We start from the raw sequence: 14,914 nt of genomic DNA on the forward strand, positions 1-14,914 counted from the left end.
AACAGTCAAAAATTAGTTCAATATGTTTTTAAAAACAAACTTTAAGAGGGGTCTTAATGGAAGATAATTTCAACAAACATTTAGGTAACAAATTAAAGCTAAGAAGATTAGCTTTAGGTCTCACACAAACAAAAGTAGCAAAAGCAATTAATGTTACATTTCAACAAATTCAAAAATATGAAAAAGGAACTAATGGAGTTAGCTCAATAAGACTTCTTCAATTAGCAAATTATTTAAAAGTTCCAGTAAATTATTTTTTTGAAGATTTTTCAGAATATTTAATAAATCTAGAAAGATCTCAAGAAGGTCACATGAATGTAAATTATAATTTTTTAGTTAAATTATATTCTGAACTTAATAACGATCAAAAGTTAAAGTTTAGTAAATCTTTACAGTCTTCAAATATTGGGATTTCAAAAGCAGTTTAATTTTTATTAAATTAATGACCCCTATAAATTTTGAAAATCATTTTTAAAAAAATTTTTTATAATTTCATATTTTAATGAAAAGTTTATTAAAAGTTTTTTTATTATTTATATTATTAAGTGGAAATGCTTTTGCAAAAGTAAAATCTAAAGACATTAATTTTCCAGGCAAATATTATACTAAAGAAATTAAGACTTGTTCAGCAATTCCTAAGGATAAATCATTTAGTAATAAATCAACTATTGATACCGTTAACAGTGTAGTTGGTTTTGATTGGTCAGCTTACCATGAGAAATATAGTAATTCTATTTTGGTAGAACATGCAGCAATCACGAAACCTATAAAAGTTATGATTGCAGGAACCCACATGGCTATTGGTGATAAAAATCAAACTAACATCAATATAGCCAAAGGTTTATTATTAGAAATAGCTAAGGCAAATACTTTATATAACAGCATAAGTTATGAAGAATTAAAAAAAAAAGGAAAGTGTTGGAAAGATAATAACCCCAAAGCTCCTTGTTGGTACCATGAATATGAATTTGCAGGTCAATGGTTTGGAAATTATATGATTAGTGCAGTAATGCTTAAATCTGAATTGAATAAAGAGGAGTTTAAGATTGTGAATAATTACATTAAAAAAATGTACAAAAAGTTCTTAAAACCAATTCAATTTAAAAAAAATGACAAAGGGTTTTATGCAATGGCTAATGGAGGATTATCAACATTAGTTTATGCATCATGGACAGAAGATAAAAAACTTGCTGCTAAAGAAATTAATCACACATTAAAACAAATAGACAAACTATTTTATGATGATGGATACATTAACGATAACTCTTTCAGGGGTCTCAGAGGGCAATGGTACCATTCATATGGAGTTGATATTGCCCTAGGATATATTTATATTGCTGAATTATGGGGAGCTAATGTTCCAAAAAATATACATGAGAAACTATTTAATTCAGTAAAAGTAGTAAATTTAGCGATTACTGATCCTGAAAAGTTTTTAGAAAGAAAAAATCCTAATGGTCTAGCGAGAAATAGAATTACAGATCCAAAAAAAGCAACACCTCATACACATCAAATGGCTATAGCTATAGACACTCTTATGGAAATAGTGACAGGTATAAAATTGGAACATGATCCGATATACTTACGAAAAAGAAAAATGCATACGCCTGATGGGATAGATGATCTAATTGGTTTCAATCCCAATTGTATAATTCGATAAATCTAAAAGATAAAGATTTTGGCTCCTCGGGCAGGACTCGAACCTGCGACCAATTGATTAACAGTCAACTGCTCTACCAACTGAGCTACCGAGGAATATCAAAAACACAACTTACTTTTTTTTAAGAGTAAAACAAGATTTTTTTTTTGGAGGCATCGCCCAGAATCGAACTGGGATACAAGGATTTGCAATCCTCTGCGTAACCATTCCGCCACGATGCCCTCTCCTCTCAATTTAAATTAAATAGAGAGCCTTTTATATATTAAATATATAAAATTAGTCTACCAAATAAGCCTTCAAAATGATTATTGTTAATTAATATTATTAAATTATAAACTTATTATCACCTATGAGTAACGATAAATATATACATACAGACGTTGAAGATAAGATTTATTCTTATTGGGAAAAAAACAATTTATTTAAACCCACTAAAAATAAGAAACAATTTTCAGTGGTTATACCTCCGCCCAATGTAACTGGTAGCCTTCATATGGGTCATGCTTTGAATAATTCAATTCAAGATCTTTTGGTTAGATACCACCGTATGAATAATTATGAAACCTTATGGCAACCTGGAACAGATCATGCAGGTATTGCCACACAGGCCTTAGTTGAGAAAAAATTAACCGCTGATGGTATTGATAAAAATGAAATTGGAAGAGAAAAGTTCATAGAAAAGGTTTGGGAATGGAAGGAAGAACATGGTGATATCATTTTAAATCAACTAAAAAAACTAGGTTGCTCTTGTGATTGGTCAAGAAATGCTTTTACAATGGATGAAAACCTTTCAAAATCAGTTTTAAAAGTTTTTGTAGAGCTTCACAAAAAAGGTTTAATTTATAAAGATAAAAAACTAGTAAACTGGGATACGGTTTTAAAAACAGCAATATCTGATTTAGAAGTGGATCAAAGAGAAGTTAATTCTAAGATTTACTATATTCAATATCCTATAGAAGCTTCTAGTGATTTTATAACTATAGCAACAACAAGACCTGAAACCATGTTGGGTGATACAGCGATAGCTGTAAATCCAAAGGATGATCGATTTAAACATTTAGTTGGTAAGTTTGTAACAGTACCAATTGTTGGAAAAAAAATAAAAATTATTGAAGATGAATATGCTGATCCTGAGATGGGAACGGGTGCTTTAAAGATAACACCAGCACATGATTTTAATGACTATGAAGTGGGACAAAGAAATAATTTAGAAATCATAAATATTTTTACTGAAGGTGGCAAAGTAAACGAAAACGCTCCTAAAGAATATATTGGACTTGATAGATTTGAAGCTAGAAAAAGAATTATAAAAGAACTTAAAGAAAAAGAGTTTTTTGTTAAGGAAGAGAACATAAAGAATAAAGTTCCTTATGGGGATAGGTCTAATTCAATAATTGAGCCTTTTTTAACAGAACAATGGTTTGTCGATGCAAAAAAATTATCAATTAAAGCTAAAGATATAGTTAACTCTAAAAAAACTAATTTTTTTCCTGCTAATTGGTCAAAAACTTATTTTCAATGGATGAACAATATTGAGCCATGGTGTATCTCAAGACAGCTTTGGTGGGGACATCAAATACCTGCTTGGTATGGACCAGATAAAAAAATCTTCGTTGCAATAAATGAAGAAGAAGCAAAATTGGATGCAAAAAAATTCTATAATAAAGATGTAGATTTAATTCGTGACCCAGATGTATTGGATACTTGGTTTTCATCAGGTCTATGGCCTTTTGCTACATTGGGTTGGCCTGACAATAAAGAATATGTAGATAAATTTTACCCGACATCAGTACTGGTTACAGGGTTTGACATTATATTTTTTTGGGTAGCACGCATGATCATGTTTGGAATGGAGTTTCTAGACAAAGAGCCTTTTAAAGATGTTTACGTTCACGCCCTTGTTAAAGACGAGAAGGGACAAAAAATGTCTAAATCTAAAGGAAACGTAATTAATCCCTTAGACCTAATTGAAAAATATAGTGCAGATGCTTTAAGGTTTACTCTACTGTCAATGGCGTCACCCGGAACAGATGTAAAACTTTCTGAAGATAGAGTTAAGGGTTATAGAAATTTTTTAAATAAATTATGGAATGCAAACAATTTTTTAATTACCAATAATTGTGATTTTTCTAAAATTGATGAAAAACCAATTTTATCAATTAATATTAACAAATGGATCTATGCTGAACTTATAGAAACTAAAAATAAAATTGAAAAAAATCTAAAAGATTACAGGTTTGATGAAGCTGCAAAAAATGCCTATCAATTTACTTGGCACTCTTATTGTGATTGGTATTTAGAGCTATCTAAAACAATCCTATTTTCAGAAGATGAAAAGGCAAAAGATGAAGTAAGACAGGTATCAGCTTACGTATTTAAACAGATATTAATATTATTACATCCATTTATTCCATTTGTGACTGAAGAAATTTGGCTAAATAATAAATTTGATAACACAGGTAAAGACTTTTTAATGTTAGCTAATTGGCCTTCTGGAGAGTTTGAAAGAGATACATCCATTAATCAAGTTGAAAAAATTATCAGTATAGTTTCTGAATTAAGATCATTTAAAAATGAATTAAGTGTAAGCCCTGGGTCATTTATAGATATTTCAATAGAGACAGTTAGTAAAAAAGAACAATCATTTTTTACTGAAAATGAAATTATTCTAAAAAAACTTGGTCGTATCAAAAATTTATATAATAAAGATCTGGATAAACCAACTGCTACATTGATGGTTTCTGGAGATTTATTCAAAGTGTATTTTGATGAAGATGTCGATTTAGAATTAATTAAAAAAAACTTAACTACAAGGCAAAATAAATACCAAGAAGAAATGAATAAAATATCACAAAGATTAGCTAATAAAGGCTTTGTTGATAGAGCACCAAAAGATATTGTTGATCAGGAAAAAACTAATTATAATAATTTAAAAAATGATGTTGAGAGAATATCGATAACTATAAAGGGTTTATAATGGCAAAATTTAATAAAAAAAAATTACCAAGCAGACATACTTCATTAGGTGCTGATAGAGCTCCACATAGATCATTTTACTATGCAATGGGTGAAACAGAAAAAGATGTAGCAAAGCCATTTGTTGGTGTTGTGTCAACTTGGAATGAAGCTGCTCCTTGTAATATTGCTTTAATGAGACAAGCTCAATCTGTCAAAAAAGGCGTTAGAGCTTCAGGTGGAACCCCTAGAGAATTTTGTACGATAACAGTAACTGATGGTATTGCCATGGGTCACGAAGGAATGAAGTCATCTTTAATCTCTCGCGAGGTAATTGCTGATTCAACTGAACTTACTGTGCGTGGTCATTGTTATGATGCGCTTGTTGGTATTGCTGGTTGTGATAAATCTTTACCTGCCTTAATGATGGCAATGGTTAGATTAAATGTTCCAAGTGTATTTATTTATGGTGGCTCAATACTTCCAGGTCAATATAAAGGTAAAGATGTAACTGTTGTTGATGTTTTTGAAGCAGTTGGAAAACACTCAGCTGGAAAAATGTCTGCAAAGGAATTAAGAAAATTAGAGTTAGTTGCTTGCCCAAGTGCAGGTGCATGTGGAGGTCAATTTACTGCAAATACTATGGCCTGCGTTTCTGAAGCTATTGGTTTAGCATTACCTTATTCAGCTGGAACACCTGCTCCATACGAAGAACGTGATAAGTATGCATTATTAAGTGGCAAGACTGTAATGAATTTATTACAAAAAAATATTCGTCCAAGAGACATTGTTACAAAAAAATCTTTAGAAAATGCTGCAACAATTGTAGCGGCTACTGGTGGATCGACAAATGCTGCTTTACACCTACCAGCTATAGCTAATGAAATTGGAATTAAGTTTGATTTAATGGATGTAGCTAAAATTTTTAAAAAAACTCCATATCTTGCAGATTTAAAACCAGGTGGAAAATATGTTGCAAAAGATATGTGGTTAGCTGGTGGAGTACCTATGTTATTAAAAACTCTTTTTGATGGTGGTTTTATACATGGTGATTGCATGACTGTTACTGGAAAAACAATGAAACAAAATTTAAAAAATATTAAATTTAATCCTAAGCAAAAAGTATTAAGAGCATATGATAATCCTTTATCACCAGATGGCGGTGTTGTAGGTCTTAAAGGTAACTTAGCTCCTGATGGTGGAATTGTTAAAATTGCTGGTTTAAAAAAATTACAATTCACTGGAAAAGCTAGATGTTTTGATAATGAAGAAGCAGCAATGGCTTGTGTGCAAAAGAAAAAATATAAAGCAGGTGATGTAATTATTATTCGTTACGAAGGACCAGTTGGCGGTCCTGGTATGAGAGAAATGCTTTCAACAACAGGTGCTATTTATGGTCAAGGTATGGGTGAGAAGGTTGCTCTAATTACAGATGGTAGATTTTCTGGGGCTACAAGAGGTTTTTGTGTGGGTCATGTTGGCCCTGAGGCGGCCTTAGGCGGCCCTTTAGCTCTTTTACGCAATGGAGATGTAATTGATATAGATGCCAAAAAAGGGACTATTAACGTTAGATTAACTAAATCACAATTAGCCACAAGACATAAGAAGTGGAAAGCAAAAAAATCAAGCTTTGGATCGGGTACTATTTGGAAATATGCTCAAACAGTAGGTCCCGCTTATTTAGGTGCACCAACACATCCCGGTAAAAGAAAAGAAGTAAAAGTTTACGCTGATATTTAATGAAAATTAGACCCGTTATATTATGTGGCGGAGCAGGAACTAGACTTTGGCCTAATTCTAAAAATCATCAAGCAAAACAATTTATTGATTTTGGTAATTGGACTTTATTAGGAAAAACTCTTGAAAGAGTTAAATCTTCGACCTTTGATGTACCGATCATAAGTACAAATCTTAAATATTTAAAAGAGGTAAAAAAACATCTTAAGAAACATAAGATAAGTAAATATAAAATTGTTTTAGAACCCGCAAAAAGAAATACAGCACCAGCAATTCTTGCATCAGCATTAATTAAAGATATTCCAAATGAACAACCCTTAATGTTTTTTGCAGCAGACCACTTAATAGAAAAAGCTAATATTTTTAATAAAGCTATTAATAAAAATAAAACTAATTTAACAGACCAAAATATATTCATCTTTGGAATTAAACCAACATCTCCATCAAGTGAATATGGTTATTTTTTAACAAAAAAAGTTAAAGGAAATATTAATAAAGTAACAAAATTTATTGAAAAACCTAAAGAAGCTAAAGCTAAACAAGTCATTAAACAAAAAGGTTATTGGAATTCTGGTATGTTTTTTTTGAGAAAAGACTCAATAATAAATAACTTTAAGAAATACCAACCTACAATGTATAAAAATTGTCTTAATGCTGTTTCAAAAGCTAAACTTAAAGATAACACTTATTATTTAAATAAAGCTTCATTTGAAAAAGCTACAGCAAAATCTTTTGATTATGCAATTTTAGAAAAAACCAAACAAATTAATGCTATTAAATTAGACATTCCTTGGTCAGATCTTGGCAGCTGGAAAGAGATCTTAAAAATGTATGATAAAAATAAGAATAAATATTATAAGAAAAAAAATGTTTATTACCGGCCTTGGGGTAGGTACGTTAATTTATTCGAAGGTAAAGGTTTTTTAATCAAAGAACTATTTGTTAAGCCTAAAGGTGTTTTAAGTTTACAAAAACATCATCATCGATCAGAACATTGGTTTGTAACTCAAGGAACACCTAAAATTACACTTAATAAAGATAGTTTTTTTAGAAAAAAAAATGATCATATATTCATTCCATTAGAAGCAATTCATAGAATTGAAAATAAAGGCACAAAGCCTGTTAAAATTATTGAAGCACAAGTTGGATCGATATTAAAAGAAGGTGATATTATCAGGTTTCAAGATGTGTATGGTCGTACTTAATAATATTAATACAGCTACATAAAGATGTAAGATACAGCTTGTTCTATTCAATTAATCCTAAAATATAATTTTATAAATTCCAATTAAAAATAATGGTATCTGTAACCCAAAGTTTGTTAATATGGCTTTATCTTTTGATATAAAACCAGCTATTGTCCAACCAATAACTCCAAGACCATGGAAGTAGATGTTAATAGGGTAGATATTTAAGTTAGTTAATAATATTCCAGTTAATACTAAAGCAGTGCTGATCCATTTTAGGTATTTTTTTATAAGCATAGTCTCCTTTAAATGTAAGTTTTGTTAGGAATTTATTACAATTATAGAACAAACAAAAACCTTTATTACTGGGGTATTGACATAAAAAAATGTTATGTTATAACATAACAAAATGAATAATCACGACATAGTTTTTGATATAATTAAGAAATCTAAAAAGCATTTAACGGCTTATGAAATATTAGATAAATTTCAAAAATTTAAAAAGATACAGCCAATGGCTGTTTACAGATCTTTAAAAAAACTAATTGAAGAAGATAAGATACATAAATCTAATCAAAATAAGACCTATGTATTGTGTAGTCATGAGCATGTTAAGCATAATCCATCTATAGCTATTTGTAGAGATTGTGGAGACACAGAAGAGCTTAAATCAGAATTATTTGAAACAATATTTAAAAAAAACCCAATCAAAAAATATGACTTCAGTGATTTTCAGCTTGAAGTCTCAACAAAATGTAGGAGATGTAACTAATGGAACACGCACATGAATTACCAGAATTTCTTCACTTTTTAGAAGAACTTATAGAGGAATATGGAATATTAAGAGGATTTGTATTTGGTTTTGTTCATACGTTAATACCATTAATTGGTTTTTATTCAGGTTGGAGCATAAACCGTTTTTTGAAATTAGTTTCTAATGGTGCAATTGCTGGAATAATTGGAATAGTTTTAGCTCATATTATAGCAGACTTTATAGCAGCATTACTTGATCCAAATTTAAAAAGTGCTGCCTTTGGAATTGTTCTTGGTGGCTTCTTACCTTTATTAGCGGTACCATTTTTAGAAAAATATGTAACGAAAAGCCAATACCATAATGTTGTTGGTGATCATGAAGATCTAAAAAAAGATTTGAAAAGCAAGCATAAATAATATTTAATATTGGGATGAGTACAGTTCCCTTAACATTAAAAGAAATTTTAGAACTAGCCAAAAAAACACTATTAGCTAATGGTTGTGATGAGGAAAATGCTAATATTTTAGCAGATACTATTATGAGGGCTGAAAGAGATGGCTCAGTATCACATGGCTTGTTTAGATTACCTGCTTATGTAGCAGGCTTAAAAAGTAAAAAGATTAATGGTAAGGCTAGACCTGAATTAGAAATTGTTGCTCCAAGTATTATTAAAGTATTAGGTAATAATGCAGTTGCTCCTATGGTTTTAAACTTTGGATTACCTGCAGTTATTGATTTAGCAAAAAAAAATGGTGTAGCAATTCTTGCTATAAAAAATTCACATCATATGGCAGCCCTTTGGCCTGAAACTGAAGCTATTGCTGAAGCAGGACTTGTTGGTATTGCTTGCACATCTTATAAGCCAGCTGTTGCACCAGCGGGTGCTACGAAACCTTTATATGGAACAAATCCAATTTCTTTTGCTTGGCCTAGACCTGGTAAAACTCCAGTTGTCTATGATATGGCAACTGCTTCAATGGCAATGGGTGAAGTTCAGATTGCGAAAAGAGAAGGGCACAAAGTTCCCCTTGGAACGGGTTTAACTAAAGAGGGTAAAGAAACAACCGATCCTGGAGAAATAGCTGATGGTGGAGTTATACTTCCTTTTGGAGGCTATAAAGGATCTAGTATAGCAATGATGGTTGAATTATTAGCTGGAGCATTAATAGGTGAAAATTTTAGTTTTGAAACTGCTGCTAAGGATAATAACGATGGTGGTCCTCCAAGTGGTGGTGAATTTATCATAGCAATCTCACCAGAAAAAATTTCTGGTAAAGGTTGGGATAAACACGCTGATGAATTTTTTAGTAAAATGTCAACTATGGAGGGTGTTAGGCTTCCAGGAGAAAGAAGACATAAAAATAGATTAAATAAAGGACCAAGAAATATTAATGAAGAACTCGTTAATAAAATTAAATCTTTAAGCTAATTCAATTTCAATAGGTGTGTGATCAGAGGGTTTCCCTTTTCCTCTTGGGTCTTTATTAATATTAACATTTTTTACTATATTTAATAAAGAATTTGATACTAAGAAGTGGTCAATTCTTAATCCATTATTTTTCTGCCAAGCACCTCTCATATAATCCCAATAAGTATAACCTTCCTTTTCACCATGAATGTGACGGTAGGCATCATGAAAACCTAGATTAATCATTTCTCTAAATTTTTTTCTTATCTCAAGTCTGTATAAAGCGTCATCTTCAAACCCTTTAATATTATAAGCATCTTCAGCTGAGGGAAGAATATTAAAATCTCCAGCTAAGATAATATTTTCATTTTTCTTTGAAAGAGTTTTTAATTGTTTAATTAATTTATCTAACCAGTTTTTTTTATAAGTGTATTTATCAGTATCTACAGGATTACCATTTGGAGTATAAATATTAATCAGTTGAATATTTTTTTTCTTATGCTTTAGTTCAGCTGAAATAATCCTAGATTGTTTCAATTTATCTTTAATCAAATCTATTTTAACATTTTCTAGTTTGTGTTTGGATATAATAGCAACACCATTATAACTTTTTTGTCCAAATACATGACTCTCATAATCTAATGCTGAAAAATCATCATAGGGAAAAGTCTCATCTTGTGTTTTAATTTCCTGCATCATAACAACATCTGGAGAAAATTTTTGAAGATATTCTTTAATATTTTCAATTCTTGCTCTAACAGAATTAACATTCCAAGATGTAATAATCATTATATAGAGAAAGAAACACCACAACCGCAAGAAGATTTACTTTGTGGGTTAGTGATCTTGAATTGATCGCCAATTAGTTCTGAAACAAAGTCCACTTCTGAACCTTTTAATAAGTCTGCTGAAGTTTTATCTATAAGAATATTTTCATGTTTTAAGTCGTCAGCTTCTAATTTTTTGTCAAAAGTAAACTCATATTGAAAACCAGAACAACCACCGCCTTTAATAGCGATTCTAAAAAAAGACCCTGGATCTTTTTGAGACAACAAATTATTAATCTGTTTTATAGCTTTATCTGTAAATTTAATTTCTTTAATCATATAACAACACTGATAATACTAATATAATATCAATTTATTAAATTTAAAGTATGAATAATTACTCAAATTTAGCTTTATCTAAAAGCAAAGGTCGTATTTTTAAAGAAGCTAATTCACTTTACAGAACTCCATTTCAAAGAGACAGAGATAGAATTATTCACAGTGCCTCATTCAGAAGGTTAAAACATAAAACACAAGTTTTTGTTAACACAGAAGGGGATCATTTTAGAACTAGAATTACCCATTCAATTGAGGTTGCGCAAATTGCAAGATCAATAGCTAAACATTTAGGTTTAAATGATGATCTAGCTGAAACCTTAAGTTTGGCTCACGACTTAGGGCATACTCCGTTCGGTCATGCTGGAGAAGATGCTCTTAATGAATGTATGGTTAACTTTGGAGGCTTTGACCACAATCTTCAAACCTTAAGAATAGTTATGTTTCTTGAGCATAAATACCTTAAATTTAAAGGCCTGAACTTAACATTAGAAACTTTAGATGGATTATTAAAGCACAATGGCGCAATTGATGATCTCTCCACAGTTAATAGGTTGATTGGATTAAAAAGTTTTAAGAATAAAATAAACTTTAATAACTCTGGTTCATTGGAAGCTCAAATATCAGCAATCTCGGATGACATTGCTTATAATAATCATGACATACAAGATGGAATTAGAGCCAAAATGTTTAATTTAAACGACTTGATTGAAATTAATTTTTTTAAAGATATTTATAAATCACACAAAAATAATATTAAAAACAACAATAAAGATATTTTGATATATCAAATAATACGAGATTCAATTGATTTAATGGTTAGAGATTTAATTAAGAATACTAAAAATAATTTAAAAAATAATAAAGTCAAATCTTTAAAAGATGTTTATAACTTAGATGATCCTATAGTGTGTTTTTCAAGTAAATTTCTTAAAATTGAAAAAGAAGTTAGGTTTTTCCTAAGAAGCAAAATGTATAACAATAAAAAAGTATTATTAAAAAATAATCATGGAAAAAAGATTATTAATAAACTCTTTTATAAAATTAAGAATAAGCCCAAAAAATTTTTAAACGATGATCAATTAAAGAATGACACAAATAGAGCAATAGCTGATTTTATTTCAGGTATGACAGATAGATACGCAATCAATTTAAATAAAGGTATTTAATGAACATTTTTGATCTCTACTTGGATAAAATAATAATCTTGATTAAAAAGCTTAATAAAGATGGTTCTTTAGAATTACCCGAATCTTTAAATGGAGTTAATGTAGACATACCACCATCAAATTTTGACTGCGATATATCAACCAATGTAGCCATGGTGCTCTCTAAGGCTAATAAAAAATCTCCAATTGATATTGCAAATATTTTAATTGAATTAATTAAAAATGAAGATGAAAAAATAGAATCTATTTCTGCAGCAAAACCAGGATTTATTAATATTAAATTTAAGACAATATATTGGAATAATTTTATTAAAAGTATTAATCAAAATCACAAGGATTACGGTGTCAATAATAAAGAAAAAAAACAAAAATATCTTATAGAATTTGTTTCAGCTAATCCCACTGGCCCTCTTCATGTTGGACATTGTAGAGGAGCAATATTGGGAGATGTTATTTCAAATATATTAATTTTTAACAAGCATGATGTTTCAAAAGAATATTATGTTAACGATTATGGTAATCAGATCTTAAATTTTACAAAATCTGTTTTTTTTAGAATTAGAGAAATACTTTTTAATGAAAAATTCCCTATTGAAAACTCAGATTTATATCCTGGTGATTACTTAGTTGGTATTGCTAAAAATATTATAAAATCTAATAAAGTTTTAAAATTTGATAAATTTGAAAATGTTTCAAAAGAACTAACTTTATTATCGGTTTCAGAATCTTTAAAATTGATTAAAAATAATTTATCAAATCTTGGAATAGTGCACGATAGATTTACAAGTGAAACTGATATTGTCTTAAATAATGAAGTTCAGAAAGCAATTGATAAATTAAAGGAAAAAAAGCTTGTTTATAGTGGAAAAATTAAGGCTCCCAAAGGTGAAGATGATGAAAACTGGGTAGAAAGGGAGCAACTTTTATTTAAATCAACAGATTTTGGTGACGATAAAGATAGAGCACTTCAAAAGTCTGATAAATCGTGGACTTACTTTGCTAGTGATGTTGCCTATCATGATAATAAATTAAATAGAAATTACGATACACTTATTAATATATTAGGGGCTGACCATGCTGGCTATATTAAAAGGATAACTTCTGTCGTTGAAGCTCTATCAGGAGATAAAAAAAAATTGATTTGTAAAGTAAGTCAACTCGTCAAATTAATTAAAGATGGAAAACCTTTTAAAATGTCAAAAAGAAAAGGTGACTATATAACAGTTGAAGACTTGATAGCCGAAGTTGGTAAAGATGCCACGAGATTTATTATGCTTAATAGAAGTAGCGATGTAGAGTTAGATTTTGATTTTACAAAAGTTAAAGAAAAATCTAAAGATAACCCACTTTATTATGTCCAATACTGTTATGCTAGAATATCATCTGTCTTTAGACACGTAAATCTTAATATAGAAAATGATTTGAATATAAAAGATTACGAATTTGCATATACGGGTGATGAAATAAAGATATTAAAAAAAATAGCAGAATGGCCTAAGTGTATTGAAGCTGCAAGTCTAAGACTTGAACCCCACAGAATACCAGTTTATCTTTACGAACTATCATCAGAATTTCATTCTTATTGGAATATGGGCAAAGAGGATCAATCAAAAAGGTTTATTAACGAACAAAAGAAAATTTCAAATGATAAATTAGTTTTTTTAAAAGTTATATCTAATGTTATCAAATCTGGAATGGATATTGTTGGAGTAGACACTCCTCAAAAAATGTAATGTTAAAAGAACTTAAATATCTTTTATTTTTGATTGTTATAATTTTATTTTTTTTTCTATCTTTCAAATATTATTTTTCAAATGAAAATAAAAAAAATTCATACCGATCTTTGAAAAATATTGAGGATAAAACTGAAAATTATTCTCGCAATCTTATTATACTTAAAAGTGATACTGTTGATATTGTTGAATATGTTGAAAAAACCATAGATAAAAATAAAAAGAATTACAAGTTTTGGGAACTAATTAATAATGATGGATAATCGTAAAAGTTTCATAGTTGGTTTAAAATCTACTAAATTATTGACTAGTGAAAAAAAATTTCTAATTAAACACAAGCCTTGGGGAATAATACTTTTTTCAAGAAATATTAAAAATATTGAACAATTAAAAAAATTAACAGGTCAAATTAGAAAAATATTCAATGATAAAAAATATCCTATTTTAATTGATCAAGAGGGTGGTAGAGTTAATAGATTAAAAAAATTTTTTAAAGCAGATAAGTTTACTGGAGAATTTTTTGGTAATCTTTATCTTAAAGATAAAAAAAAATTTTATATCGAATATAAAAAGTTTATCAATAAAACTGTCTTATTATTAAAAAATGTAGGAATTAACATAAATACTTTACCAGTCCTTGATGTTAGATCCAAAGGATCAAGTGCAATAATTGGTGACAGAGCCTTTTCAGACAATGCAAAGATTGTTTCAGAAATTGGAGATATTTGTATTAAAGAGTTTCATAATAATAAAATTGCCACTGTGATAAAGCATATACCAGGACATGGTTTAGCAAAGGTCGATAGTCATAAAAAAACTCCTACAATCAATAAGGAATTAAGATATTTAAATAATCATGACTTTTTGGCATTCAAAAATAAAAACAGTTTATTTGCAATGACAGCACATCTTATTTATAAAAAAATTGACAAAGTTAATACCGCAACACATTCGAAGAAAATTATAAAATTAATAAGAAATCTAATTAAATTTAGAAATATTTTGATGTCCGACGATATATCAATGAAAAGTTTAAAAGGCTCTATAGCAATTAATACAAAGAAATCTTTTAGTGCAGGTTGTGATTTAGTTCTTCATTGTAATGGAAATTTAAAAGAAATGAATGATGTAGCCCTATATTCACCAGTTATAAGTAAGTTTATTAAAAAAAAAACATCACAATTTTATAAGATTATAAGCTAATATTT

The 14,914-nt window shown here is 29.2% G+C and carries 15 protein-coding genes and 2 tRNA genes; 12 read left to right on the forward strand and 5 right to left on the reverse strand.

Features of this window, described 5'->3' with window-relative positions:
- Window positions 1-56 precede the first annotated feature (56 nt).
- Both SAR11_RS04780 and SAR11_RS04785 read left to right on the forward strand, forming a co-directional pair.
- The gene (locus tag SAR11_RS04780; protein WP_006996960.1) at window positions 57-428 is read left to right on the forward strand and encodes a helix-turn-helix domain-containing protein; all 372 of its coding nucleotides are present in this window, start codon (window positions 57-59) and stop codon (window positions 426-428) included.
- A gap of 74 nt (window positions 429-502) precedes the next feature.
- The gene (locus SAR11_RS04785; RefSeq protein ID WP_006996959.1) at window positions 503-1,660 is read left to right on the forward strand and encodes a hypothetical protein; all 1,158 of its coding nucleotides are present in this window, start codon (window positions 503-505) and stop codon (window positions 1,658-1,660) included.
- Between the two features lie 19 nt (window positions 1,661-1,679).
- Here the strand turns inward: SAR11_RS04785 and SAR11_RS04790 are convergent.
- Window positions 1,680-1,755 (reverse strand) — tRNA-Asn (locus tag SAR11_RS04790).
- Between the two features lie 52 nt (window positions 1,756-1,807).
- A tRNA-Cys gene (locus tag SAR11_RS04795) sits at window positions 1,808-1,881 on the reverse strand.
- 128 nt (window positions 1,882-2,009) lie between these two features.
- On the opposite strand from SAR11_RS04795, the gene SAR11_RS04800 reads away from it, so the two are divergent.
- From SAR11_RS04800 to SAR11_RS04810, 3 genes are read left to right on the forward strand one after another with little or no spacing between them, the layout of a single operon-like run.
- Window positions 2,010-4,637 carry a valine--tRNA ligase gene (locus SAR11_RS04800; protein ID WP_011282067.1) on the forward strand — a complete coding sequence of 876 codons (2,628 nt, stop codon included), beginning with the start codon at window positions 2,010-2,012 and terminating at the stop codon, window positions 4,635-4,637.
- Window positions 4,637-6,355 carry a dihydroxy-acid dehydratase gene (gene ilvD / locus SAR11_RS04805; protein WP_011282068.1) on the forward strand — a complete coding sequence of 573 codons (1,719 nt, stop codon included), beginning with the start codon at window positions 4,637-4,639 and terminating at the stop codon, window positions 6,353-6,355. The genes SAR11_RS04800 and ilvD overlap by 1 nt, the downstream gene beginning before the upstream one ends.
- The gene (locus SAR11_RS04810) at window positions 6,355-7,557 is read left to right on the forward strand and encodes a sugar phosphate nucleotidyltransferase (protein ID WP_011282069.1); all 1,203 of its coding nucleotides are present in this window, start codon (window positions 6,355-6,357) and stop codon (window positions 7,555-7,557) included. The genes ilvD and SAR11_RS04810 overlap by 1 nt, the downstream gene beginning before the upstream one ends.
- A gap of 57 nt (window positions 7,558-7,614) precedes the next feature.
- On the opposite strand, the gene SAR11_RS04815 is transcribed toward SAR11_RS04810, so the two are convergent.
- The gene (locus tag SAR11_RS04815) at window positions 7,615-7,836 is read right to left on the reverse strand and encodes a DUF6552 family protein (protein ID WP_006996955.1); all 222 of its coding nucleotides are present in this window, start codon (window positions 7,834-7,836) and stop codon (window positions 7,615-7,617) included.
- A gap of 112 nt (window positions 7,837-7,948) precedes the next feature.
- Between SAR11_RS04815 and SAR11_RS04820 the strand changes: the two genes are divergently transcribed.
- The 3 genes from SAR11_RS04820 to SAR11_RS04830 are packed head-to-tail and all read left to right on the forward strand — an operon-like array spanning window position 7,949 to window position 9,722.
- Window positions 7,949-8,311, forward strand: coding sequence for a Fur family transcriptional regulator (locus tag SAR11_RS04820; protein ID WP_006996954.1), 363 nt, complete (start codon window positions 7,949-7,951; stop codon window positions 8,309-8,311).
- Window positions 8,311-8,709, forward strand: coding sequence for a hypothetical protein (locus SAR11_RS04825; RefSeq protein WP_006996953.1), 399 nt, complete (start codon window positions 8,311-8,313; stop codon window positions 8,707-8,709). The genes SAR11_RS04820 and SAR11_RS04825 overlap by 1 nt, the downstream gene beginning before the upstream one ends.
- Before the next feature lie 14 nt (window positions 8,710-8,723).
- On the forward strand, window positions 8,724-9,722 hold the full coding sequence (locus SAR11_RS04830; protein ID WP_011282070.1) for an Ldh family oxidoreductase: 999 nt from the start codon (window positions 8,724-8,726) through the stop codon (window positions 9,720-9,722).
- Here SAR11_RS04830 and xth read toward each other — a convergent pair.
- Both xth and SAR11_RS04840 read right to left on the reverse strand, forming a co-directional pair.
- Entirely contained in the window at window positions 9,714-10,490 is a 777-nt protein-coding gene (gene xth, locus SAR11_RS04835; RefSeq protein WP_011282071.1) for an exodeoxyribonuclease III, read from the reverse strand. The two genes, SAR11_RS04830 and xth, sit on opposite strands and share 9 nt — an antisense overlap.
- Entirely contained in the window at window positions 10,490-10,807 is a 318-nt protein-coding gene (locus SAR11_RS04840) for a HesB/IscA family protein (RefSeq protein WP_006996950.1), read from the reverse strand. Before SAR11_RS04840 ends, xth begins: the two co-directional genes overlap by 1 nt.
- Before the next feature lie 50 nt (window positions 10,808-10,857).
- Between SAR11_RS04840 and SAR11_RS04845 the strand changes: the two genes are divergently transcribed.
- Genes SAR11_RS04845 through SAR11_RS04860 form a run of 4 tightly spaced genes read left to right on the forward strand, consistent with a single transcriptional unit; the run spans window position 10,858 to window position 14,909 of the window.
- Window positions 10,858-11,973 (forward strand): deoxyguanosinetriphosphate triphosphohydrolase, encoded by a 1,116-nt coding sequence (locus SAR11_RS04845; protein ID WP_011282072.1) that lies wholly within the window; start codon window positions 10,858-10,860, stop codon window positions 11,971-11,973.
- Entirely contained in the window at window positions 11,973-13,706 is a 1,734-nt protein-coding gene (argS, locus tag SAR11_RS04850; RefSeq protein WP_011282073.1) for an arginine--tRNA ligase, read from the forward strand. The genes SAR11_RS04845 and argS overlap by 1 nt, the downstream gene beginning before the upstream one ends.
- Complete coding sequence (locus SAR11_RS04855; RefSeq protein WP_011282074.1) at window positions 13,706-13,969, forward strand: hypothetical protein; 264 nt, start codon at window positions 13,706-13,708, stop codon at window positions 13,967-13,969. Before argS ends, SAR11_RS04855 begins: the two co-directional genes overlap by 1 nt.
- The gene (locus SAR11_RS04860) at window positions 13,959-14,909 is read left to right on the forward strand and encodes a glycoside hydrolase family 3 N-terminal domain-containing protein (RefSeq protein ID WP_011282075.1); all 951 of its coding nucleotides are present in this window, start codon (window positions 13,959-13,961) and stop codon (window positions 14,907-14,909) included. Before SAR11_RS04855 ends, SAR11_RS04860 begins: the two co-directional genes overlap by 11 nt.
- The last annotated feature ends 5 nt before the right edge of the window (window positions 14,910-14,914 follow it).

The sequence above is a fragment of the Candidatus Pelagibacter ubique HTCC1062 genome (genome assembly GCF_000012345.1).
Classification (GTDB): domain Bacteria; phylum Pseudomonadota; class Alphaproteobacteria; order Pelagibacterales; family Pelagibacteraceae; genus Pelagibacter; species Pelagibacter ubiqueversans.

Excerpts from the sequence above, each read along its gene's own strand:
- SAR11_RS04780 (WP_006996960.1), top strand. The coding sequence starts at position 57 with ATGGAAGATAATTTCAACAAACATTTAGGTAACAAATTAAAGCTAAGA.
- SAR11_RS04785 (WP_006996959.1), top strand. The coding sequence starts at position 503 with ATGAAAAGTTTATTAAAAGTTTTTTTATTATTTATATTATTAAGTGGA.
- SAR11_RS04800 (WP_011282067.1), top strand. The coding sequence starts at position 2,010 with ATGAGTAACGATAAATATATACATACAGACGTTGAAGATAAGATTTAT.
- ilvD (WP_011282068.1), top strand. The coding sequence starts at position 4,637 with ATGGCAAAATTTAATAAAAAAAAATTACCAAGCAGACATACTTCATTA.
- SAR11_RS04810 (WP_011282069.1), top strand. The coding sequence starts at position 6,355 with ATGAAAATTAGACCCGTTATATTATGTGGCGGAGCAGGAACTAGACTT.
- SAR11_RS04815 (WP_006996955.1), bottom strand. The coding sequence starts at position 7,836 with ATGCTTATAAAAAAATACCTAAAATGGATCAGCACTGCTTTAGTATTA.
- SAR11_RS04820 (WP_006996954.1), top strand. The coding sequence starts at position 7,949 with ATGAATAATCACGACATAGTTTTTGATATAATTAAGAAATCTAAAAAG.
- SAR11_RS04825 (WP_006996953.1), top strand. The coding sequence starts at position 8,311 with ATGGAACACGCACATGAATTACCAGAATTTCTTCACTTTTTAGAAGAA.
- SAR11_RS04830 (WP_011282070.1), top strand. The coding sequence starts at position 8,724 with ATGAGTACAGTTCCCTTAACATTAAAAGAAATTTTAGAACTAGCCAAA.
- xth (WP_011282071.1), bottom strand. The coding sequence starts at position 10,490 with ATGATTATTACATCTTGGAATGTTAATTCTGTTAGAGCAAGAATTGAA.
- SAR11_RS04840 (WP_006996950.1), bottom strand. The coding sequence starts at position 10,807 with ATGATTAAAGAAATTAAATTTACAGATAAAGCTATAAAACAGATTAAT.
- SAR11_RS04845 (WP_011282072.1), top strand. The coding sequence starts at position 10,858 with ATGAATAATTACTCAAATTTAGCTTTATCTAAAAGCAAAGGTCGTATT.
- argS (WP_011282073.1), top strand. The coding sequence starts at position 11,973 with ATGAACATTTTTGATCTCTACTTGGATAAAATAATAATCTTGATTAAA.
- SAR11_RS04855 (WP_011282074.1), top strand. The coding sequence starts at position 13,706 with ATGTTAAAAGAACTTAAATATCTTTTATTTTTGATTGTTATAATTTTA.
- SAR11_RS04860 (WP_011282075.1), top strand. The coding sequence starts at position 13,959 with ATGATGGATAATCGTAAAAGTTTCATAGTTGGTTTAAAATCTACTAAA.